At 64.2% G+C, this 21,039-nt stretch carries 21 protein-coding genes; 7 read left to right on the forward strand and 14 right to left on the reverse strand.

All coding sequences use genetic code 11. From position 1 onward, the window contains the following. Positions 1-94: 94 nt before the first annotated feature. From FOS14_RS22325 to FOS14_RS22335, 3 genes are read right to left on the reverse strand one after another with little or no spacing between them, the layout of a single operon-like run. A complete protein-coding gene (locus FOS14_RS22325; protein WP_185981896.1) occupies positions 95-1,699 on the reverse strand; it encodes a cytochrome c biogenesis protein ResB in 1,605 nt (534 codons plus the stop codon). Then, a complete protein-coding gene (locus FOS14_RS22330; RefSeq protein ID WP_143773062.1) occupies positions 1,696-2,511 on the reverse strand; it encodes a cytochrome c biogenesis CcdA family protein in 816 nt (271 codons plus the stop codon). The genes FOS14_RS22325 and FOS14_RS22330 overlap by 4 nt, the downstream gene beginning before the upstream one ends. Continuing rightward, complete coding sequence (locus FOS14_RS22335) at positions 2,508-3,119, reverse strand: TlpA disulfide reductase family protein (RefSeq protein ID WP_143773063.1); 612 nt, start codon at positions 3,117-3,119, stop codon at positions 2,508-2,510. Before FOS14_RS22335 ends, FOS14_RS22330 begins: the two co-directional genes overlap by 4 nt. A gap of 69 nt (positions 3,120-3,188) precedes the next feature. Between FOS14_RS22335 and FOS14_RS22340 the strand changes: the two genes are divergently transcribed. Beyond that, positions 3,189-3,458, forward strand: a complete 270-nt coding sequence (locus FOS14_RS22340; protein ID WP_255450525.1) for a hypothetical protein — start codon at positions 3,189-3,191, stop codon at positions 3,456-3,458. A 77-nt stretch (positions 3,459-3,535) separates the two neighbouring features. Here the strand turns inward: FOS14_RS22340 and FOS14_RS22345 are convergent, their stop codons facing one another. The 6 genes from FOS14_RS22345 to FOS14_RS22370 all read right to left on the reverse strand — a co-directional run bounded on the left by FOS14_RS22345 (position 3,536) and on the right by FOS14_RS22370 (position 8,953). Next, complete coding sequence (locus tag FOS14_RS22345) at positions 3,536-4,495, reverse strand: M56 family metallopeptidase (protein ID WP_143773064.1); 960 nt, start codon at positions 4,493-4,495, stop codon at positions 3,536-3,538. Then, positions 4,492-4,854, reverse strand: coding sequence for a BlaI/MecI/CopY family transcriptional regulator (locus tag FOS14_RS22350; protein ID WP_143773065.1), 363 nt, complete (start codon positions 4,852-4,854; stop codon positions 4,492-4,494). The genes FOS14_RS22345 and FOS14_RS22350 overlap by 4 nt, the downstream gene beginning before the upstream one ends. A gap of 223 nt (positions 4,855-5,077) precedes the next feature. Further along, the gene (locus tag FOS14_RS25035; RefSeq protein WP_221936753.1) at positions 5,078-5,530 is read right to left on the reverse strand and encodes a cupredoxin domain-containing protein; all 453 of its coding nucleotides are present in this window, start codon (positions 5,528-5,530) and stop codon (positions 5,078-5,080) included. 182 nt (positions 5,531-5,712) lie between these two features. Beyond that, positions 5,713-6,696 carry a c-type cytochrome biogenesis protein CcsB gene (gene ccsB / locus FOS14_RS22360; protein WP_143773066.1) on the reverse strand — a complete coding sequence of 328 codons (984 nt, stop codon included), beginning with the start codon at positions 6,694-6,696 and terminating at the stop codon, positions 5,713-5,715. Positions 6,697-6,735: 39 nt separating this feature from the next. Beyond that, complete coding sequence (locus FOS14_RS22365) at positions 6,736-8,268, reverse strand: multicopper oxidase family protein (protein WP_143773067.1); 1,533 nt, start codon at positions 8,266-8,268, stop codon at positions 6,736-6,738. A 58-nt stretch (positions 8,269-8,326) separates the two neighbouring features. Further along, entirely contained in the window at positions 8,327-8,953 is a 627-nt protein-coding gene (locus tag FOS14_RS22370; RefSeq protein WP_143773068.1) for a TlpA disulfide reductase family protein, read from the reverse strand. A 261-nt stretch (positions 8,954-9,214) separates the two neighbouring features. Between FOS14_RS22370 and FOS14_RS22375 the strand changes: the two genes are divergently transcribed. Next, positions 9,215-10,675 carry an NlpC/P60 family protein gene (locus FOS14_RS22375; protein WP_255450526.1) on the forward strand — a complete coding sequence of 487 codons (1,461 nt, stop codon included), beginning with the start codon at positions 9,215-9,217 and terminating at the stop codon, positions 10,673-10,675. 69 nt (positions 10,676-10,744) lie between these two features. On the opposite strand, the gene FOS14_RS22380 is transcribed toward FOS14_RS22375, so the two are convergent. Next, positions 10,745-11,389: a DUF305 domain-containing protein gene (locus FOS14_RS22380; RefSeq protein WP_143773069.1), complete on the reverse strand. Its 645-nt coding sequence runs from the start codon at positions 11,387-11,389 to the stop codon at positions 10,745-10,747. An 87-nt stretch (positions 11,390-11,476) separates the two neighbouring features. Beyond that, positions 11,477-11,902 (reverse strand): hypothetical protein, encoded by a 426-nt coding sequence (locus FOS14_RS22385; RefSeq protein ID WP_143773070.1) that lies wholly within the window; start codon positions 11,900-11,902, stop codon positions 11,477-11,479. 116 nt (positions 11,903-12,018) lie between these two features. Here FOS14_RS22385 and FOS14_RS22390 point away from each other — a divergent pair, with 116 nt between their 5' ends. From FOS14_RS22390 to FOS14_RS22400, 3 genes are read left to right on the forward strand one after another with little or no spacing between them, the layout of a single operon-like run. Continuing rightward, complete coding sequence (locus FOS14_RS22390) at positions 12,019-12,348, forward strand: metal-sensitive transcriptional regulator (protein ID WP_143773071.1); 330 nt, start codon at positions 12,019-12,021, stop codon at positions 12,346-12,348. A 49-nt stretch (positions 12,349-12,397) separates the two neighbouring features. Further along, entirely contained in the window at positions 12,398-12,766 is a 369-nt protein-coding gene (locus FOS14_RS22395) for a hypothetical protein (protein WP_143773072.1), read from the forward strand. Between the two features lie 32 nt (positions 12,767-12,798). Then, the gene (locus tag FOS14_RS22400) at positions 12,799-14,016 is read left to right on the forward strand and encodes an Ig-like domain-containing protein (protein ID WP_143773073.1); all 1,218 of its coding nucleotides are present in this window, start codon (positions 12,799-12,801) and stop codon (positions 14,014-14,016) included. Here the strand turns inward: FOS14_RS22400 and FOS14_RS22405 are convergent. The 3 genes from FOS14_RS22405 to FOS14_RS22415 form a co-directional block, all read right to left on the reverse strand. After that, positions 13,995-14,492 (reverse strand): hypothetical protein, encoded by a 498-nt coding sequence (locus FOS14_RS22405; RefSeq protein ID WP_185981897.1) that lies wholly within the window; start codon positions 14,490-14,492, stop codon positions 13,995-13,997. The genes FOS14_RS22400 and FOS14_RS22405 overlap by 22 nt on opposite strands. A 468-nt stretch (positions 14,493-14,960) precedes the next feature. Then, positions 14,961-15,812 carry a ParB N-terminal domain-containing protein gene (locus FOS14_RS22410; protein WP_143773074.1) on the reverse strand — a complete coding sequence of 284 codons (852 nt, stop codon included), beginning with the start codon at positions 15,810-15,812 and terminating at the stop codon, positions 14,961-14,963. Beyond that, complete coding sequence (locus FOS14_RS22415; RefSeq protein ID WP_143773075.1) at positions 15,812-16,525, reverse strand: ParA family protein; 714 nt, start codon at positions 16,523-16,525, stop codon at positions 15,812-15,814. Before FOS14_RS22415 ends, FOS14_RS22410 begins: the two co-directional genes overlap by 1 nt. Before the next feature lie 579 nt (positions 16,526-17,104). On the opposite strand from FOS14_RS22415, the gene FOS14_RS22420 reads away from it, so the two are divergent. Both FOS14_RS22420 and FOS14_RS22425 read left to right on the forward strand, forming a co-directional pair. After that, on the forward strand, positions 17,105-18,028 hold the full coding sequence (locus FOS14_RS22420) for a ParA family protein (RefSeq protein ID WP_143773085.1): 924 nt from the start codon (positions 17,105-17,107) through the stop codon (positions 18,026-18,028). Positions 18,029-18,855: 827 nt separating this feature from the next. Beyond that, the coding region (locus FOS14_RS22425; RefSeq protein WP_255450527.1) for a DUF4158 domain-containing protein at positions 18,856-21,039 on the forward strand (2,184 nt) is incomplete at its 3' end.

A 21,039-nucleotide genomic window follows, 5' to 3' on the forward strand; every position in this document is an offset into this window, starting at 1 on the left:
AGGCCCCGGGTTCGCCAACGTCACCGGATTTATGGTGTTCGGGACATCGCCGTCGAGTTGCACCTCCGCGCACCGAGCCGTAACGACGTCGACATCATCGGGGGTGGAACAGGTACGTGCACAGTCGAGTGAACTCAGGACCCCATCCGGCATGGTCGGTGCGGGCCAATCCGGCAATCTCGACGGCGGATCGGCCCGCGCTGTCGGTGCGGATGCGCGCCCAGATGCGGCGGCGTCGAATCGTCAGGGACACAACCAATCCGAGCATCATGCTGATGGCCGAGATCAGCACCCACCCTTGAGCCGGGTTGTGCGAAACTTGCAGGTTCAAAAATTCTTTCGCGCCGTCGAACCGCACCCGAGTCCCGTCGGACAGTGTGGTCGACTGGCCGGGTCGCAGATTCACGCGGGCCTGCTTCACCAGACGGCCTTCGGCGATCATGGTGTGGTCCAGGGCAAAGATCGACTGTGCCCGCCCGCTGTCGAGGCCGGTGTCGCCGCGATAGACGTCGACGGCAACGGCGGGATCGCGCATCGCGGGAAAACTCGAACTGAGCAGGTTTCCGTCGAAGAGCGCGGTCGGTGCGAACAGACCTTCTATGGCGACTTCGTTTCGGCGGCGGTCGTTTTCGTTACGGTAGGTTCCCGGTGGCGGGTCGAACCGCAAGGCGCCGCTGGACAGGAACGTCGCGGCGTCGTCCGGGCGGAACTGCAGGGCCTGGGTGCGGACCTGTCCGCCCGGGTAGATCACGGAGAATTGCGGTGCATAGCCGTGCCCGGTCAGATAGACCCTTAGTCCCTCGATACGCAGCGGCGAGTTGACGCGCAGGCGATAGTCGCGCCAGGTGGCGGTGCCGAGATCGGGGCCGGCTTGATAGGCGATGTTCGAGGTGAACATCTGTGCCTGCCCGTTGGGCAGGTAGTCGGCGGTGAAATCCTTGACGTCGATACAGAGTGGTTGCAATCCCGTTCCATTGGTGGCGTTTCCGGCGCGGAAAGAGTCGAAAGCGGCCGGCGAAGTGCTGCAGAAGCCGGGGCCGCCGTCGGCGATGACGATGACCGATCCCTCGTAGCCGTACAGCTTGCCTACGGCCACGGCCACCAACAACCCGATGAGCGAGAAATGGAAGACCAGGTTGCCCGCCTCGCGGAGGTAGCCTTTTTCCGCCGAGACGGTCACGACGCCGTCGGGCTCGGTCCGCACCGACCGCCGCCACCGAGCGAGGCGGTCGACGATGACGTCGGCTACCTGCGTGGGGGTCCCAGTCATCTTGCCGGCTTGGAAATGGGGCAACCGCGCAAGGTTGCGGGGAGCTCGCACCGGCCTGGCTCGCAATGCGGCGGCGTGGTCACGCAACCGCGGAATCACGCAGCCGATCAGTGAGACGAACAGCAGCACGTAGATCGCGGTGAACCAGAAACTGGCGAACACGTCGAACGCTTCTGCCCGATCCAGCAGCGGTCCCAGCCGCGGGTGCATCGCGATGTAGTCGGCGACCTTTTGAGCGTTGAGGCTGCGTTGGGGTAGCAACGCGCCGGGCACCGCCGCCACGGCGAGCAAAAACAGCAGTACCAGCGCTGTGCGCATCGAGGTCAACCGGCGCCACATGTTACGCACCGGCGCGAGGACGCCCCGCCACAGCGGCGCCCGGCGAACTCGGCGCGATTGGCTCGACGGCGCTTGCGTTGTGGCGGTCATATCGGCAGCACCACAGTGCTGACGAACCGGTCGCGGAGCCAGGCGACGAAAATTGACCACGCCCCCGTCGCCAGGGCGATGCCGACGGCGATCAACAGCAGCGCACCGGCGACCTCAATGCCGCGACTGTGCCGTCGCAGCAGCGTCACACCGTGCACAGCGGCCGATGAGCCGTACGCCAAGACGATGAAGGGCAGCCCCAGGCCGGCACAGTAGGCGACGATGAGGACGACTCCCCGCGCTGCTGTCGTCCCCTGGGTTCCCGCTGCCACCGACAGCACCCCGGCCAAGGTAGGGCCGAGGCAAGGGGTCCATCCGAGCCCGAAGACTGCGCCCAACAACGGCGCCCCCATTACGGAGGAGATGCGGCGCGGGGTGAACCGGGTGTCGCGCTGTAAGGGTTGGATCCAGCCGAGGAACGTCAACCCCATGACGATCGTGACCGCCCCACCGATGCGCTGGAGTAGGTCACGATCGATCGTCAGTGCGCCGATCAGGCCGAAGACCGAGGCCGTGGCGGCCACGAACACCACGGTGAACCCGGCAACGAAGAGCACCGCCGCCCCGGTCACCCGCCACCGCCCGCGGGGGCGGGTCCGCTGTGCGGTCACCGTGTCGGCGTTCACCGTGACCGCCGGCACGTCGGCACCGGAGATACCGGCCAGATACGACAGATAACCGGGAACCAGCGGGATACAGCACGGGGAGGCGAACGATACCAGCCCGGCCACCGCCGCCGCCCCCAGCGCGAGTAGAAGCGGTCCGTTCGCCGCCAGATGCTGGAAGCTCGTCCCCACAGATGCGAGGTTCATTCGGCCGCCACTCGTTGCACCACTGGCTGTAGATCGTTCGCAAGCAGGGCGCGCAGAAATACCGCGGCCACTCGATGGTGGCGGTCCAGCACGAGAGTGGAGGGGATGACGCTGGTGGGGTAACGGCCACCGAGCGCGATCAGCGTTCGCATCGAGGGGTCCCAGATCGAGGGGTAGGATATTTTGTAGGCAGAGACGAAGTCTCGAGCTTTGTCCTTCTCCGGATCTCGTACGTTGATTCCGAGGAACCGGACGCCTTTGCTGCGCGTCGCCTCGAGCACCTGCTCCAACTGTGGCGCCTCGGCCCGGCACGGCCCGCACCACTGGCCCCACAGGTTGATCACGACTACGTCGCCGGCGAAGTCCGACAATGACGTCGTCTTGCCCGCGACCATCAAGTCCGGCCCCGACATCGGCCCGACGGTTCCGCGCTGAGTGGGCGGATCGTAGAAGAGGTCGGTTTTACCGCCCGGAGAGACGAAATCGAAGTTGCCGCCGCCGACTGGGGCACCGGATCCGGCGCAACCGGAGACCGCGAGCGTGAAAGACAACGCCGTGGCGAGGACGCCGAGCGACCATCGTCGAGCGGTCTGTGCCTTGTGCGACATGGCGCCGCCTTCCCTCCCGCCGTGAACTACTATGCGTGATAGTAGTTCACGGCGGCGGAAGGAGGGCGGGTGGCCACCAAGCGTAGTACCGCTCGCGCCAAGCAAAGGGCGATGTACACCGACAGCTACCGGCGTGAGCGGCGCCGCAAAGGCCTGGGCTGGTTGCTGGTGTCAGCGGCCGTGGCGATGGCGGCCTTTCACGTGCTCACCCACCTCGAAGCATGGCGTTTCCTGCCGTCGCCGCAGTGGCAGGATCTGCTCGTGGGCTATCCCACCGCAGGTGTCATTGCATTGGCCGGATTCACGTTGATCACCATGCGGGCGCGGCCGCGCGCGTAGCCTCGTGCCGGGCTTGCGCGAGTCGATGCGGGTCGTGAATACGGGGTGAACAACGAGGAGATCGGTGCTGGGTCGGGCTAGACCAGCGCGCACGACATGAAGGCCATCGCGGCAAGCAACGCCAGCACCGGCGCAGCCGGTAACACCGCCGCGGCGGTGCCAGCGGCCATTACCCGAACCGTTCGTAGCGCGCCGGGATGAGGCGGCGAGGCGGTCGATAGTCGCTGCAGGCGCAGTTGCACACTGTCGCAGGCCACTCCGAGGGTCGCGGCCGGGACCGCGTGGGAGCGCAGCCCGGTCAGGGCGCGGCGCACCGCGTCTCGCCCGTGCACATCCACGGCGTGGTTGTCGGCTTGAATTTCGACCATCGTGCGCACCAGCATCGGCGAGCGTCGCATGACGGGCAGCCACGGCATCGCGTAGGCAAGTGCTTCTGCAACGGCGACCAGCAAATGGTGGCGCCCGCGCACGTGGGCGTGTTCGTGGCTGAAAACCGCTGCCATCGCCGCGGGATCGAGCCGGTCCCGAAGCCCGTGGCTGGCCACAATGAGCGGAGGAGTCCCCGCCACCGCGTAGGCGAGCGGGGTGTCGACCGGGAGCCACAATGTCGACTTGGTATCGGCGGCATCGGGACCGTCGCTCTCGAGGATCCGCATCAAACCCAGATGCCGATCGTGGATGTGTCGGCGCTGGCGGGCGGAAAACCGCGCGTAGTACGCCAGCCGTATCGCGGCGGTGACAATGACAACCACGCCGACGACACCGATGGCAAGTTCGACCCGCGGCGGGGTGTTGCGATGCAGCGCCGCCCAACATTGGTGTGCGACAGCGGCAATTCCCGAAACTCCGCCGTGTCGAGGCAGCAGACTCAACACCGCCGGCACGGCCAGACTGGTGATGGTCCCGACAACAAGCGCGACCCAGAGCACGAGACCGACGTGCGCGTCGATGCCGCGGCGCAACATCGCCGCCAAAGCGCTCGGCGCGACGACCGCGACGAACACGCCGCCCACGGCCCATAGCAGTACCGCGCTCACCGCTTCAGTCCCCGCTGACGGAGCCCACGCGCGAGCATCTTCGATTCCGTGTCAGAGGCGTTGCGAGCAAAATGCAGCAACACGGCGTTGGGATCACCGGTGGAATCCAGCAACGCCCGCATCGCCTCGGCCGCGGCTTCTTCGCGGCTTTTCGTTGCCCGATACCAATAGGCGCGACCGTTGCGTTCTCGATCCACCCATCCCTTCTTGTGCAGGTTGTCCAGAACTGTCATCACGGTCGTATAGGCCAGGTCGCGGTCGTCGTCCAAGTCATCGATCACATCACGCACCCGAATGACGTCGCTGGAACGCCACAACACATCCATCACACGAGCTTCGAGCTCACCCAAACCGTGCATCTGCGCCTCCTGACCACCACACAGTCGTCCGCGGCGCACTCCTCTGTGGGTCCCAACAGCCTTGCTCGCCGACCGTCGGAGCGGTGCTTTCTACGCACGAAGTAGATGGGAATGCGGTCACGAACCTACTATTCGAAATAGTATCCGCTCCGACACGTCCACACGGACAGGTGAGGGAAGCATTCATTGCTCCAGCGCAACGGCGTCCACGGCTGCCGCGGCGTCAGCTGACGATCAATTCGCCGTGCATCCTCGAATGGTAGGTGCAGTGGAATGGATAGCGTCCAGGGCGGGCCGGCGCGGTGAAGGTGTCTTCTTGTCCCGGCCCCACCACGACGTTGAAGGCGTTGCCACTGTCCGCGGTGACCGTGTGCGCTACCTGATCCTGGTTGACCACCGTCAGCGTTCGTCCCGCCTGAACCGTGGCGGGCTGACTGAACGTATAGGAACTGATCACTATCTCGGGTCCGGCCGACACCCCGGAGTTGGCGTGACTCGCCGACATCGGGGCGGCCGTCGTTCCCGTCGTGTTCGTCGATGCCCCGCAGGCTGTGGTCAGCCCCAGCGCCACCGCGGCCGCACAGTAGCCAAGGACGCGCCGGATCTGCCCCGCGTCGAGGACCGACGCGTTTCCGCGGTGAGAGTGCATGCGCGTCGAGCGCAATGGCTCTCGCATGTCGGACACCTCCTGCCCGGGTGGCGCTGAGCCCGCGATGGCGGGGCGACATGACGCGCGACCCCGCTGTCAACTACTAATTCGGTTAGTAGTTGATGTTATCGCTGTTGCACTGTTGCTCGACCGGAAAGCGCAGACGCCTCGATAACAGACATATAAAGGCGAAGACGCGAGCGTGTGGCCTAGTTCAATCCGGCGTAGGAGTGCAAACCCGACACCACGATGTTGACGATAAAGAGGTTGAACAGCATCGCCACGAACCCCACCACGTTGATCCAGGCGGCTTTGGTTTCGCGCCAGCCCGTGGTGGCGCGCGCGTGCAGATACGCGGCGTAGAGCAGCCAGGCAATGAACGAGGTGGTCTCCTTTGGATCCCAGCCCCAGAATCTGCCCCAGGCCGCCTCGGCCCAGATGGCCCCCAGGATCACTCCGGTCCCGAACAACGGGAACCCGATGATCGTGGTGCGGTAGGCGAGACGATCCAGAGTCTGCGCGTCCGGCAGCCGAGTCGCGATCGCCCCGATCACACCGCCGGTCTCTTCGTCGACCGGCTGACGCAGGCGCAGCAAGAACAGCAGGCTCGCCACACCGGAGACCAGGAAGATGCCGCTTCCGGTGCTGACGATGGTGACATGTATTGGCAGCCAATACGATTGCAAGGCTGGAACGACTGGGGCGGCGTCGGCGTAGAGCAGCGTGCCCGCGACGAACATCAAGACCAGCACCGGTACGAGCAGCATCACCCACATGCCGTGGTATGTGCGTCCTCGCAGGAAGAAGACACCGATCACCATCGCCGCAGCGGTCGCCATGGTGACGAACTCGTACATGTTTCCCAATGGAAAACGGTGAGTTGCCATCCCCCGCAAGATGATCGCGGCCAGATGCAACCCGACGCCGACGACCAGGACCGACGTGCCCATGTTTGCCGCGCGCCGGTACCACGGCGTCGTCACACGCTCGCAGACCCGCCCGGGCCCCGGCGGCCGAGGCGACAGGGGCCCGATGCCACCAGCAGCGACGAGGGATCGCTGCTCGTCGAGCTGGTGCGCACGACCGGACGCGAACTGCGCGAGCAGCAGCACAAGAGCGAGCAGATAGACGGCGAATGCGGTTTGGAAGGCCAGATCGCTGTACCCGGCGACAGCGGCGTTGACCGCGGTCATCTCCGGCGCCACCCGGCGCGCGACATCACGATACGGTGGTCATTGCACATAGGACACCACACTCATCATTCCTGCCTCGCCGTGATAGAGGTTATGGCAATGCACCAACCATTGCCCGGGGTTGTCGGCGTCGAAGTCGACCTCGACGGTCTGATTGGCGAGCACGATCGAGGTGTCCTTGCGAGGTCCCGTACCAGCACTGTTCACCACCTCGAACGTGTGGCCGTGCAGGTGCATCGGGTGAAACATCATCGTCTTGTTGACGAAGCGCAACCGCACTCGTTCGCCCTGGCTCACATCCAGCGGCAGGTGCTCGTCGTAGACCTTGCCGTTGATCGTCCACACGTAGCGGTTGGCGTCGGCGCCGAGAACGACATCGTGCACCCGGTCGGGGGTGCGTCGGCTCAATTGCACCGCCTCCACGGCGGAAAGCCGTTCGGCCGTCAGCGGAATCGCGTTCAGCTCGACGGGGCGGGTGTTTGCCGGTGGAGCGTCGCCGGCTCCAGTCCTTATCAGGGCGAAGGCCTGCGCGTTCTTCCCTTCGGCCACTGCGACCAAGGGAAAGACACCGTCGGACAGGTCGATCAGCGCGTCGTATCGCTCCCCCATACCGATCAGCAGACACCCGGCCATCGCCGGTTGGACCGGGTATCCGTCGGTGTGAGTGACGGAGAGCTGGTGGCCGCCGACGGCGACCCGAAATGCTGTGTCGGAGGCGGCGTTGATGATGCGCAGCCGCATTCGCTGCCGCGGGCGAGCGGTCAGCGTGACCGGGTCGGTCCCGAGCCGGCCGTTCATCAGGTAGTACGGGTAGGACACGTCGCCGGTGTCGGAACCCAGGGGGGCGTGCGGGTCGACACGCTGGGGCGGCATGGACATCCCGCTCATGCTCATACCGCCCATGTTCATGCCTTTCATGCCTCTGGCGCGAAGTTCGTCGAGTTCGCGATCGGGATTGCGCCCGGCGATACCGTCGAGCCAGTCGTCGAGGACGAGGACGGCTTCGACGTCATAGTCGCGTCCGTCGGAGGGATCCTCGACGATCAGCGGCGCGTAGAGGCCGCGGTCGAGCTGGGTGCCGAAATGCGGGTGGAACCAGTACGTTCCCGAATCGGGAACAGTGAACTCGTAGCGGAAATTCGACTGCGGTGCCACCGCCGCTTGAGTCAGGCCAGGCACCCCGTCCATGTCGTTTCGCAGCGCGATGCCATGCCAGTGAATGGTCGACGGCTGCGGTAGTCCGTTGGACAGGTCGGCCTGCAGGACATCGCCGCGGCGCAGCCTGATCTCCGCACCCGGAACCCGCCCGTCGAACGTCCAGGTCTGCACCTGCACACCGCCGAGGTCGACGGTGGTGGGCCGCGGCTGCAACGACACCACGTGCCGAGCCGCCCCGGCGACGCGGCGGCGGTCCTCGGCGGCGCGAACGATCTCCGAATCCGGCGCGACCGGCGTACGGGACGGGGACTTCGTGTTCGAGCACCCGGCAATCAAAGCGGCCGTAGTCGCACCGGCTCCCAAAGCCAGGAACTGGCGGCGCGTCACCGGCCGCGGAAAACCTTTCGGGGCCATCGTGATCCTTCTTACCGCAGGCGCGGCATTTGGCGGGGCGGCGGGAAACATTCGATGCTCAGCGGGCCATGCCGGCCACCGCCTCGCGGACCTGCGCAGGATCGTGAAAGACCGGGGTCGAAGTCACCCGACGTGCCACGCCGTCCGGGCTGACGAGATAGGTCAGCGGAAGCACCGGCGGGGCGTCCAAGGCTTGCGCGACGGCATCCGCCGGCCCGAACGAGGGATACCGGATACCAAGATCGCTCATCAACGCAATAGCAGCGTCGGACCGATCCTCGACGTCGACGCCCACGACCGGAATCGCACCCGGTTGGCTGGCGTAGGCATTGAGGACCGGCATCTCCTCGCGACACGGCGCGCACCAGGAGGCCCACAGGTTGACCAACGCCGCAGTGCCCGCCAATGCCGCCCCCAGATCGATATCCTTGGCATCGATCAGGCAGGGCGCGCTCACGCCGGCCAGGTCGCCCACGCTCGCCGATCCTTGCTTGGGATGCGGGCACGGAACCAGGGCGCTGCGTCCCGTCGCGGAAGTCGTCGCCACCGAACCCGGTGCCGCCGGCAGGCCGCTGTCGACCCGGCTGTCCCCGAGGCGGTGAGCGATCAGTATCGGCCACAGCGCTGCAGCAACCGTGAGAACGACGACGAGCCCACCGAGCAGCCACCGCGCCTTCGTGTGCATGCCAACCTCCGACAGAAGCCGTGACCCGCGCGGGCTACTCGATCAACTACTAGGCATGATAGTAGGTCACTCGATTCGCGATGCGATCGAGGCCACGAAATGTGCCGCACCCAAATCGTTACCTGTGGTGCTGGATGGAATCCTGCTTCTCCAGCGACTGATGTGAACTACGATGCGAAATAGTAGTTCGATGGCCAGCGGGCCGCGCTCCACCGTCGCGAAAACCGCATTCAACCTTCGCCGCCAAATCGAGGAGGCTCGATGAAGCACGCCCTCTCCGCAACACTCGCCCGCTGCGGCAGGCGCTCAATGGTTCACGTCGTCGCCGCGTTGACGGTGGCGGCGACGGTAACGACGCTGGCGGCGCCGTCATCTGAAGCGGTCCCGCCGCCTCCGCCCAAACCCAACGACGGCGACATCACCGCGGCCAACGGCAAAGTTGAACAAGATCTAATGGTGGTCGCCGATTTGATCAACCAACTCGCCAGCGCCGACAACTCCCTGCGCGCGCTCGACGATGCGGTGGCGCTCAAACGCGAACAGGTGAACAAGTCGCTGGTCGACCTGCAGAATGCACGTGCGGCCGCCGATGCGGCAACCATGGTCGCCACCTCGGCCGGGCAAGCGCTCATCGCGGCCGGCGATCGCATCGCCGAAGCGCAGAAGCGATTCGACAGCATTGCCGCCCAAGCATATTCGAACGGCAATGCACCGACGATCGCCGGCTACTTCGGGGCACGAGATCCCGGCGACGTGCTCGACCGGGCGCAACTGCTCGAACTTGCCTCCGAGAATCAGAAATCAATCATCGATGGCCTTCAGCGAGCGCGCCTGGACCAGGCCAACAGGACCTCCGCCGCGCGGAAAGCCAAGCAGGACAACGATGCCGCCGCCGCGCTGGCCACGGCCAAGAAGGTCGAGGCCGAACAAGCGATGAAGACGGCGCAGACCACTCAACAGCAGCAGCTCGCGCGCAAACGGCAGCTCCAACAACAGCGCGAGGCGGTCCAACGCCAACTCGACGCTGCCCGGTCGGAGGCTACTGGCCTGCAGGGCCAACGCGACACCTACACCGAGTGGGACAAACAGCGAAAAGCGGAAGAAGCGGCGACCGCCGCCGCCAAACAGGCCGCGATCGAGGCCGCCGCCCGCGTTGCCGCCGACCAAGCCGCCCGCGACCGGGCCGCGGCGCTCGCTGCGACGGAACGGCCCCACACCCAAGTCGAAGGCGACGAGAAAACATCCACGCCTGGCACTGCCAAGGCCCAGGGACGTTCGGCGCTCCCCGCCGTGACCGGAGATGCCGCCATCGAGACCGTGATCGACAGGGCGATGTCACAGCTGGGAGTGCCCTACTCCTGGGGCGGCGGTGACGACAACGGGCCGACATTGGGTATCCGCGATGGTGGGGTCGCCGACTCCTACGGCGACTACAAAAAAGTCGGCTTCGACTGCTCGGGCCTGACGAAATATGCATACGCCGGAATCGGTATCTCACTGCCGCATTACAGCGGCTATCAATACACCGCAGGCCAACAAGTACCCGCCGCCAAGATGAGACGCGGGGATCTGCTGTTCTGGGGACCCAACGGCAGCCAGCACGAGGCACTGTATCTGGGGGATGGACAAATGCTCGAGGCCCCGGAATCAGGTGATGTCGTGAAGGTGTCCCCGGTGCGCTATGGCGGGATGATGCCCTACGTCGTGCGACTGGTGACGTAATCGACCTTATCGGTTGCCGGGCCCACCGGCGTGACGGATGCACCACCCGCCACGCCGGTCAGCCTCGGTTCACCCAGCCAGCAGCTTCTGCATCTGCGTGATCTCGGCTTGCTGGTCCGACACAATCGAGGCCGCAAGCTTTTTGACGTCCGCATTGACGCCGTTGGCGAGCTCGGTGTTCGCCATGTCGATCGCACCCTTGTGATGCTCGATCATCATGGTCAAAAACATCTTGTCGAACTCCGCGCCACTGGCGGCTTGCAGAGCTTTCATCTGATCCGGGTTCATCATCCCGTTCATCTGGCCACCCATGTCGCCCATGCCTGTCGTGGGTGCGGGCTTGCCGAAACTGCGCAGCAGTGACGCGAATTGCTGCATTTCCGGTCCCTGCGCTTTTTCGATGTTGGCGGCCAAATCCTTGATCTGCTGATTCTGCGAGCGCGAGGGCACCAGCTTGGCCATTTCGATCGCCTGAGCGTGATGCGGATACATCATCTCCAGAAATGTCACATCGGCATCGTTGTAATCGGTGCGCTGGGCCTGCGGCGGGGCGGAACTCCCAGTGCTGGCATGCGACATGCCCGGCATGGACATACTCGGCATGCTCGTGGGAGTGGTCGCGTTGTCGGAGTTGTTGCCGCATCCTGCAAGGGTCAACGCCGTGACAGCGGCAGCGCCCATAACGGCCAGGGATTTCGCGCGGGTGAGGAACATGATCGATTCTCCTTGTCGATGGCGGGGGTGGTCGGTGTGCTCGGCAAGCCCGCCGCGGCCTCGAAACCAGCCGCGCGGGGACGCCGATCACACCCGCCACACCGAAAGCTGCTCTGCGCTCGGCACTGTCCGCGGCGGATCGCTACCGCGGACGCGTCGAATCCTTACCGCTGAGGCGATATGGACGCAATCACCCACCGCAGCAATCACAACCCTTGCCGACGGCGTCATTACGGTGCGCGCCGGTACCGGGCCCATACACGAATGAAGGACCACATGGTCAGCACCACAGCCGCCGAGGTGGCAGCACCCGGCATCAATCGACGGCACCGACATCGTGTTCGCCGCGTCGGCGAACACCAAAACGAAGCCGGCTGTGTCGGCGCGGTGATGTCCGGTTTCGGCATGGACGGCCAAGTGCATGGCGAGAACTCCGATCGCCACCGCCGCGGTCAAAAGCCCCCAGCGCATGCGGCGCCCAGGCCCGAGGGGACGGCACCACAAATGGTTCACGTATTCGCGTCCTCGTCCTCGCGGAGTCCATAACCGACCTGTTCACCATACCCCCGTGACGTATAGTGAAAACTACGGACGAAAATGTGGAACCGAATCAGCATGAGGAGTCGGCGATGGGCGCACCAGCTGCGGCTGAGTCTGGGCGCGACCAAGCTGCTGACGCCCACGGTTACATTTCCGATAAGCAGAACTACCTCATACGGCTGCGCCGCATCGAGGGCCAAGCCCGCGGCTTGCAGCGCATGGTCGAAGACGACAAGTACTGCATCGACATCCTGACCCAGGTCTCGGCGATGACAAAAGCGCTGCAAGCCGTAGCTATCGCCCTACTCAACGACCACATTTCACACTGCGTGCGCGACGCAGCGACTAAAGGCGGCCCTCAGGCCGACAGCAAGATCGAAGAAGCATCGGCCGCTATCGCCCGCCTCATTCGTTCCTGACATGCCGCCGCGAGCGCGGAAGGCCGCCAGTGACAGCACCGCATTTTTCGTGGATCTGTCCGGATTTACTGCCCTTACACAGATCCACGGCGACGAACCCCCTTACGTCGCCGACCATCTCACCGTCCTGGCACGATCCGTGATTTCGTCACACGACCGCCTCATCAAGACGATCCGCGACGCCGTCCTGTCGACCTCGGCGACGTCCGCATCTGGAATCGAGATGACCGGCAGGATCCGCGGCGTCACCGCCGCCGACAGCTTTCCCGTCGTTCGCATCGGAACGCACTTTGGACCTGTCGTCTTCCGCGGTGGCGACCCTGTATGCCGAATGAGAATTCGCACCGCAGCCGCATCCGGCCGATTGCGCCAGCGAGACCCGCTGAATCTCACCACGGATAGTATCGTTAACTACTAAGTGCGATAGTAGTTAATGATAGGAGAAGGGCTGTGTCCCTACGCCGACGGGCCGCTGCTGCGGCCGCAATAGCCGCAGTTCTCGCCATCGCCGGATGCACCTCGACGGCGCCCACCGCATCGAAGCCGCCCAGTTCTCCCGTACCCGCCAGCGCGCCCATCGTCATAACCCCCGCAGCTGGAACCGACGACGTCGATCCGCTGGCGCCGGTCCAAGTTCGCGCGCAGCAAGGCATCCTGACGTCTGTGGCGGTGACCAACGAAGCCGGCAAGCAGGTCGAGGGTGTCCTTACTCCCGACCGGACCACGTGGAAGACCGTCGAACCACTCGGCTACGGCCGCACATACACCGTGACCGCGCACGGAGCGGGTCTGACCGGGCCGACCGCGGCCGCCAAGACAACATTCACGACTCTGCGACCCAACAATCAAACGAAGGTTTACCTGACCACCACGGCAGGAAAACCGATCAAAAACGGCGGCACCTACGGAATCGGCGCCGTCGTCGTCGCCCACTTCGATGAAGACATACCGGACAAGGCCGCCGCCGAACGTCGCCTACAGGTAACCACCGATCCCCCCGTCCAAGGCTCCTGGAACTGGGTCGACGATCGCAACGCGCACTGGCGGCCCGAGAAATACTTCCAGCCCGGCACCAAAGTCACCGTCGCAGCCAACATCTATGGTCAGCAATTCGGCGACGGCCTCTACGGCCAGGAAGACACCACCACGACCTTCACTGTCGGTGCCTCCCACATCTCCATCGCCGATGACAACACCAAAACAGTCTCCGTCTACGAGAACGGCAACCTCGTGCGGACGATGCCCACGTCGATGGGGATGGGCGGCAGCGAAGTCATTGGCGACAAGACCATCTCCTTCTGGACCCAGCGCGGCATCTACACCGTCATGGACAAAGCCAACCCGGTAGTGATGGACTCCTCCACCTACGGACTGCCCATCAACTCGCGGCTCGGTTACAAGGAAAGCATCAAATACGCGACTCGAATCAGCACTGACGGCGTTTACCTACACCAATTGGATTCGACGGTCTGGGCACAAGGCAATACCAACACCTCACACGGATGCCTCAACCTCAATGCCGACAACGCACGCTGGTTCTACGACTTCTCTATCCCCGGCGACGTGGTCGAGGTCCGAAACACAGGCGGTGCCCCACTCGAACTGTGGCAAAACGGTGATTGGAGCGTGCCGTGGGACCAGTGGCTTCAAGGCAGCGCACTGAAGTGACCAACCGCCTCGCCGGGCCGCCCGGATCCGTCGGCGGCCGCCGACGGCGCGGGACAGCTACGCTCTACGCTCAGCCGTCGCCGTAGCGCCCAACCGAGCACCGCCAAAGAGGCGGCCGCGGCCACCGGCTGCAGCGGTGCCCACACGTGCAACGCGCCGCTGACACCGATCGCGGCCACCACCAGCTTGTTACAAACCGGGCAGCCCACGGCAAGAAGCGAACCCATGTTCGCCCACAGGCCCAGCTTCGCCGGGGAGCGACCGTCAGACGAAGTCCGCACATAAGTTGCAGCCAGTAAACCGCTCACAACAGCCGTCGCCAGCCACACCGGATAGTTCCACCACAGCACCGGCGTCATTCGGGTGTAAAAGGGCGTCGGGACAATTCCGGTGGGAACAGCCAACACAACGCCAGACAACACCGCCGCGGCCGCGGCCGCCATCCAGCGCAATCTCGGCCATCCAGCGATGCTCACAGTTCCGGCACCCCTCACGGATCCAAATTCGCTCAACTACTAAGGTCGATAGTACCTAGAGGGAGGTTTGCGCACGACTGAAGACGGATATGCGGCTACCGTCCAGCGGGAGGACCGAGCCAGCAGGGATGCATACCGGTGAAGCCTCCGAGATCGGGGCTGCTCCTCATCCGTGCAGCGGAATCAAAGCAGGCGAAACCATCGACTACCACCGCGCCCACGCAGACGATTCGCGATACCGCGCTGGCAGCAATGTTCACTGCAGCCCACCATCCCCCATCCTCCCTCAGATTTCGGTTCGCCAGAGTTCTTATTCGGCAAAGTCAGGGGGTCGGCCGAATAGTCCGGAAGAGTTTGCCGAACGCCTCTTCTGCGGTCTTTTTGTTGGAGCCCAGCTGAGCCCAACCCCATTGCGGCGTCAACCTTGCGGCAAGGCTCCAAAGCTGTTTTTCCGCGGAAAAATGACTTTCACGTCGACGCGGATCGGCCAAGCACCTCCAGCAGTTTTTCGACGCCGCCGTCTCCAAGCGCTTCCTTCAGTGCGCCCGCGAGACGCTCGGGCTCAGTCTCGAATGTCCGTAACGCCTTGACAACCTTGGCCGCGTGCGCCGAGTTGGGGTTTTTGTTTTTTGGTTTCTTCCCTTCATCGGTGTCGCTGCCTTCCTGGCGGTCGAGCGCCGCTTGCCAGGCTGACACTTGTTGCGCGAGCGGCACTCTTGCCAGTTCCCGGGCGAGGCGCACGGCAAGTTCACCGGCTCGTAGTTTCTCCTGCAGTTCTGGGGCCAACTTCAGAAGAGCGCGTCGCTGCGACACCCATGTATCGGACCTGTTCAGCTTGATTGCTGCTATATCAGCGCGCCCGTCGCAGTCGGACACGAGCGCCTCGACCGCCTTGGCCTCCTCGATGACGTCGAAGTTTTTCCGGTCTACGTTTTCGCGGATCGCGTTGACTTGCAGGGTTGCTCGGTCTTTCGCGATTTCGTCTTTGATGACAATTTCGAGGTCGGTTCGGCCGAACTCGTGAGCTGCTTTGAGTCGTCGGCAACCATTGACGACCACCCATCGGGCGTCTCCGAGGTCATCTTGCGGCCATAGCCGGAGGTAAGCCTCTCGGGTGATCACGACAGCTGGTTGTAGTTGAATTTCAGCAATCGAGGCGAGGTCGCTGACCTCGCCGATTCCCTCGCGCGGGTTTCGCGGATTCGCGATAAGCGTGGTCAGCGGCGCTCTTGATTGGCCATGTGAGTGCGGCTGGCCGTTGCGCTCGTCGCCGACCGCGCCGGCCAGGTCGGCGAGACTGGTCCTTCTCCCCCGCGCCACTAGCGGCCTCCCCCGATGTTCAACTCGAGCGCGAACTTGTCGAAATCTTGCCGGGCCTGCAGCGACACCCGGTTCGCGGCGTACTCGGTGACGACAGTGCCCTCAGCGCTCGCTCGTGTGTGCACTTTGTAGTGTCGAATCACCGTGTGTGCCAAGGGCCATCTGTTAGCTCTTACGAAGGCCTTGGTTTCGTCGAGGTCGGTCCTGCCGTCGCGTGGATCCCAGTTGTTGATGACAACGAGATATGGGATCCCTCGGGGTTCGAGCACTTTCCGGATTGTTCTTGCGGTCGGCTGGAAGCAGAGCGGTTCGGTTTCCATGGGGACGATTACGAAGTCCGCTACATCGAGGACGGCGCGTAGTGCATCGGCGGCTGGTCCGCGCCCGAGGGGGTCAGATGTCTCGTCTTCGCTATTTAGGTCGATCCAGCCTGGCGTGTCTACGTATACGTGCTTGATGTCCGACAGATCCTTGAGTCGGCGCAGTCCGGCAATGTCGTCGTGCGCCTGCACGATGTGGAAAGGCAGGTCGTCGATCCGTGAAGCCCACCACACGGCTGATCCCTGCGGGTCTACCGAAACCGCCGCGACTGGTGAGTTTGCGTCCGGATCGTCGGTGTGGTTGAGAACGTCTGCGGTTACGGCCGCCAGATTGACGGCGATCGTGCTCTTACCGACGCCGCCTTTTTGATTGAGAACGACATGAACAGCCATAAGTAGGCCTCCGTATGCTTCGCCCGATTGGTGGGGTACTTCGGAATGACGCGCGTCAGAGTAACCGAGAGCACCCTCGATGAGCTTGTGGACACGCTGCGTCACTTATTGCAGTTTTGTGAACTCTCTCGTTTTTCCGCGGAAAAACGAGAACCAACTCCCCCTTTGAAGCTGCGGCCGCGAATCTATCCCCACTCAAAGGAGGTGCTCGAACTGCATGAGCGCGCCGTTCTCGGCGGAAAAACGGCGCGACGAACAACAGCGTCCTGGTCGCCCGGCCTCGCCCGCGTCCCGCTAGCCCTGCGGGATTAACTATGGCCATGCATATGGGCCTAACGATGACTCTTACACCGGGCCGTCTGTACGACTCCTTCATCGCCCACGACTTCGCCCACCTCTATCGCCTTCTCGACGGCGCTTCAATCGGCGGTTCTACTACCGCTTTCGATGGCACTTCTTCGGTCTCTAAGCATGGCCGCCTTGTCGGCTCCTCACATGATCGCTATGACTGTCGTCGATCCGGTGTCGAGCGCGGCTGTGTCAATCCACGGATTTATGGCTTTACGGCCATACGCTGCGATGGTGGCTGTTCGTCACTTGCAGAGGACCGTCCTGGTAGGCAGCCAGAAGGGCGGGGTGGGGAAGTCGTCGATCGTATCGGCGGCGGCCGCGATGATTGCTGCCACCGGCCGCAAGGTTCTCGTCGTCGACGCCGACCAGCAAGCCAACCTTACGGAGTCCGACCTAGGTGCGGATGGCGACGGCGGCCGATCGCTGGCGATGGCCCTGCAGTACGGCACCCCTTTGGATCCGGTGCGCGGTGTTCGATCCAATCTTGACCTGGTCGCCGGTGGTCCACAGCTTGCGGTTGTCGGGCCCGCCATCGCCACCCAGGGCGGATCTAAGGTCCACGACAATCTTGCCGCGAGTCTGGGATCGCTCATCCTTGCCGAGAGGTACGATCTAGTGCTCATCGATTCCGGGCATGGTGACGTCTCGCTACTGAGAGTGCTGTTGCAGATTGCTCGTTATTTGATTGTCCCGACGAAAGATGACGACGCGTCCTTGCATGGAGTCGAGCTGATTGCGTCGCTGTATTTGCAGGCCCGCGCCAATGGTGCCTTGATTCAGTTACTAGGTGTCGTTCTTTTCGACGCGAATCCCCGAGCGAAGGTTCGCAACCAGGATGTTGTTTCGCAAGTAGCCGATCTTCTGCGAGGCAGCGGGGCTGAGCCATTCGAGGCCTTCATCCGGTCCGACAAAGCAGCCGCAGTAGATCTGCGGAACGAACACCTCACGCCCGCCGAGTTGGTTGAAGCGGCTCGTGTAGATCAACAGCAACGGATACGGATGCTGCGCAGTCTGGACAAAAAACCGCGGACCAGGCTGTGGTCTCGGGACCCGTCGGGGCTCGCCGCAGATTATCAGTGTCTGACTAAGGAAATCCTCCGCAGAATCGCGACGGCGGAGCGTAACCGGGCGAGCAGGGCAGTGGTGTCATGACCTCACGCAGCCGTAAGCCGGTGTTCGACCCAGCGGCAATCGACGATGACATCGACGACTTTTTTTCCGCGCCACCTCCGGAGCCTGCACTACACCAGCCAAGGCCAGTGAAATCGGCTCGCTCGCTGGAGAAGCCGATTCCTTCCTCAGAAACGCGTGCTAATAGGGGACAACAGCCCAACACCATTCGACGCAAAACTGCGATACCCAAAGACGAACAAGCAACTAGTGCTACGCCGTCATCGCCGCCGGAGGTTTCGATCGCAGTCGATGTCTATGACGCCTTGCGGGCGCTGACGTTGGCCGAGCGACGGATGAATCCTGCCCGGGCCCGTTCGTACGGTGTTGTCGTTCTCGACGCCGTCGAACGCCACGCTGACGCCCTTGAGGAACACTGGCGCACCGTGCGAGCACAGTCGACGCCTGGCGGATTGTTCTCTCGACCCTCGTCCACACAACGCCGCCGCCGGCACGCTGCCCCACCAGCCCGGGTGCCGCTTGCGGGAGTGGCACCCGAGGATGTGACGCGGCTGGACGAGTTGGTCGTCGCATGGGGCGCGGGGAACCGGAGCATCCTTGTCGAGCAGGCGCTCCGGTTATATTTGGAGGTCTAATCGTCGACGACAGCTCGACTGATGGCGACAGAATTTTGCATGGCAACCGTCACGGTGACGAAACCCGGGGTTCCGGTAGTAACCGCCGAAAAACCAACGGATATGCGTAGGCGGTAGCCGTTCGCTGGTGAGACCGGGTTCAGCCTGCGGTGGTGGCTGATTGCTGGTTGGCTTGGCTCCCAACGCTATTGGCTGGTGTGGGAGGTCGGGTTCGTGGCGACGCGGGTGTTCGCGGATGAGGAGTTGGCTCGTCTGCGGGAGTTCCCGGAGATCGGTCGTGAGGAGTTGTTCCGGTTCTTCACGTTGTCACCGGCGGATCTGGCGTTCGTCGATCCTGGTCGCGGTCGTGGTCCGGCTGATCGGCTCGGTATCGCGATCGCGTTGTGCACGTTGCCGTGGCTGGGGTTCGTGCCTGATCGCGTGGTGACCGCGCCGCCGGTCGCGGTAGCGCGCCTGGCTGACCAGTTGCGGGTCGACGGTAGCGAGATCCGTTCCTACGGCCGCCGCGCCCAGACCCGCACCGATCACCTGCGGCTGGTCGCCCAGTACCTGGGGTGGCGGACGGCCGGTGCGCTCGAACTCAAGGAGCTCGACGAGTTCCTGCTCGCGCGGGCGATGGAACACGATTCCCCCACCCTGCTGTTCCGGCTGGGGTGTGAGTATCTGATCTCGGCTCGGGTGATCCGCCCTGGCCCGGTGAGCATGGTCGAACGCATCGCTCATGCCCGTGAACAGGCCCAGCGCGAAACCTACGACCGCCTGGCGCACGAGTTCACCCCGGCTCGCTGCGCCGATCTGGACGCGCTGCTGGTCACCGATGCCTCGCTGGGGGTGTCGCGGTTGCGGTGGCTGGCGACCGGGCCGGTCGAAGCGTCGGCGGCCGCGGTGCGCGCCGAGGTCGACAAGCTGGCGTTCCTGCGCGGTCTGGGCGCGGACCGCCTTGACATGTCGGTGCTGCCCGCCGAGCGGCGCCGGTTCCTGGCCACGATGGGGCGCCGGTTGACCCCGCAGGCGCTGGAACGTCGCGACCCGCAGCGGCGGTACCCGATCCTGCTCACGGTGTTGGCGCAGTCCGGTACCGACGTGCTCGACGAGGTCGTGGCGTTGTTCGACCAGGCGATCTCGGCGAAGTTCGGTGCCGCCGAACGCCGGATGCAGGCCGAACTCGCCGAACGCGGCAAATCCGGAGAGGACCGACAAGCCCTGCTCGACGACCTGTTGGCCATCGTCACCGATCCGGCGGTAGCCGATGAGGAGATCGGTGCGCTGATCCGCGGCGAGAAGATCGGATGGGAGCGGTTGCGGGCGGCGATCGCGCAGGCCAAACCCCGGTTACCGCGTGATCACGGGCATCTGGCCGCGCTGGATTCCTCCTACAACTACCTGCGCCAGTTCACCCCCGCGGTGCTCGCCACGGTCGGTTTCGCCGGCGGCACCGCCGCGTCCGAGCTGCTGATCGCGGTCGCGATGCTGCGCGAGCTCAACGCCACCGGGCGCCGGAAGGTGTTCGACGAGGCCCCGACCGGGTTCGTGCCGATGAAGTGGCGAGGCTACCTCGATCAAGCACGAAAGTCCGGCAGCGCGACGGCGTATCGGCATTACTGGGAGCTGTGCGTGCTGCTGGGGTTGCGGGACGGGTTGCGCAGCGGGGACGTGTTCGTGCCTGGCTCACGTCGCTACGCCGACCCGGCCGCCTACCTGCTCACCGGCGAACAGTGGGCTCCGCAACGCGACGAGTTCTGCCGCCTGGTCGGGCGTTCGAGCGATCCCGGCGTCGCCCTGGCCGCCGTGGTCGCCGAACTGCACACCGCGGTCGGCGAACTCGAGACCGTGCTCGCCGATGGGGAGGGGCCGGTGCGCCTGGACGACGAGTCCGGGGATCTGGTCATCTCGCCGTTGACCGCCGAGGATGTTCCGGCTGAGGCGATCGCGCTCAAGGCCGAGCTGACCGAGATGCTGCCGTTCGCGCCGATCGTGTCGCTGTTGATCGAGCTGGACAAACGCACCGGCTACCTGGACTGCTTCACTCACGCCGGCGGACAGGCCACCCGCACACCGGAGTTGAAGCGCAACCTGATTGCGGTGCTGCTTGCGAACCTTATCTTGAGTTCTCGACATCAACGAGCCTGTGACCTGGCGTTTTGCGATCTGGATATGTCATCGACGGCTGCTTTCAGCACGGTCCGATCAGCGCGGAATTTCTCCTCTTCGGCGTGTCGCGAACGCTGCCCTGGATCTGGGCCGCTCGGTTTTCGCCCAGGGCCTGGGCGAGCGCTGCACGGAGTTGCTTGTTGTCGGCTTCGAGTCGGCGGATGCGAGCGTCGGCGACTTCCAGACGACGCAGAAGCGATGCCTCTGAAGCCCGTTGCCGGTCGGGCAATGATCCGGATGCGGTTG

Origin of the sequence: Skermania sp. ID1734 (assembly GCF_007489285.1) — a bacterium.
In the GTDB taxonomy this organism is placed as follows: Bacteria; Actinomycetota; Actinomycetes; order Mycobacteriales; family Mycobacteriaceae; genus ID1734.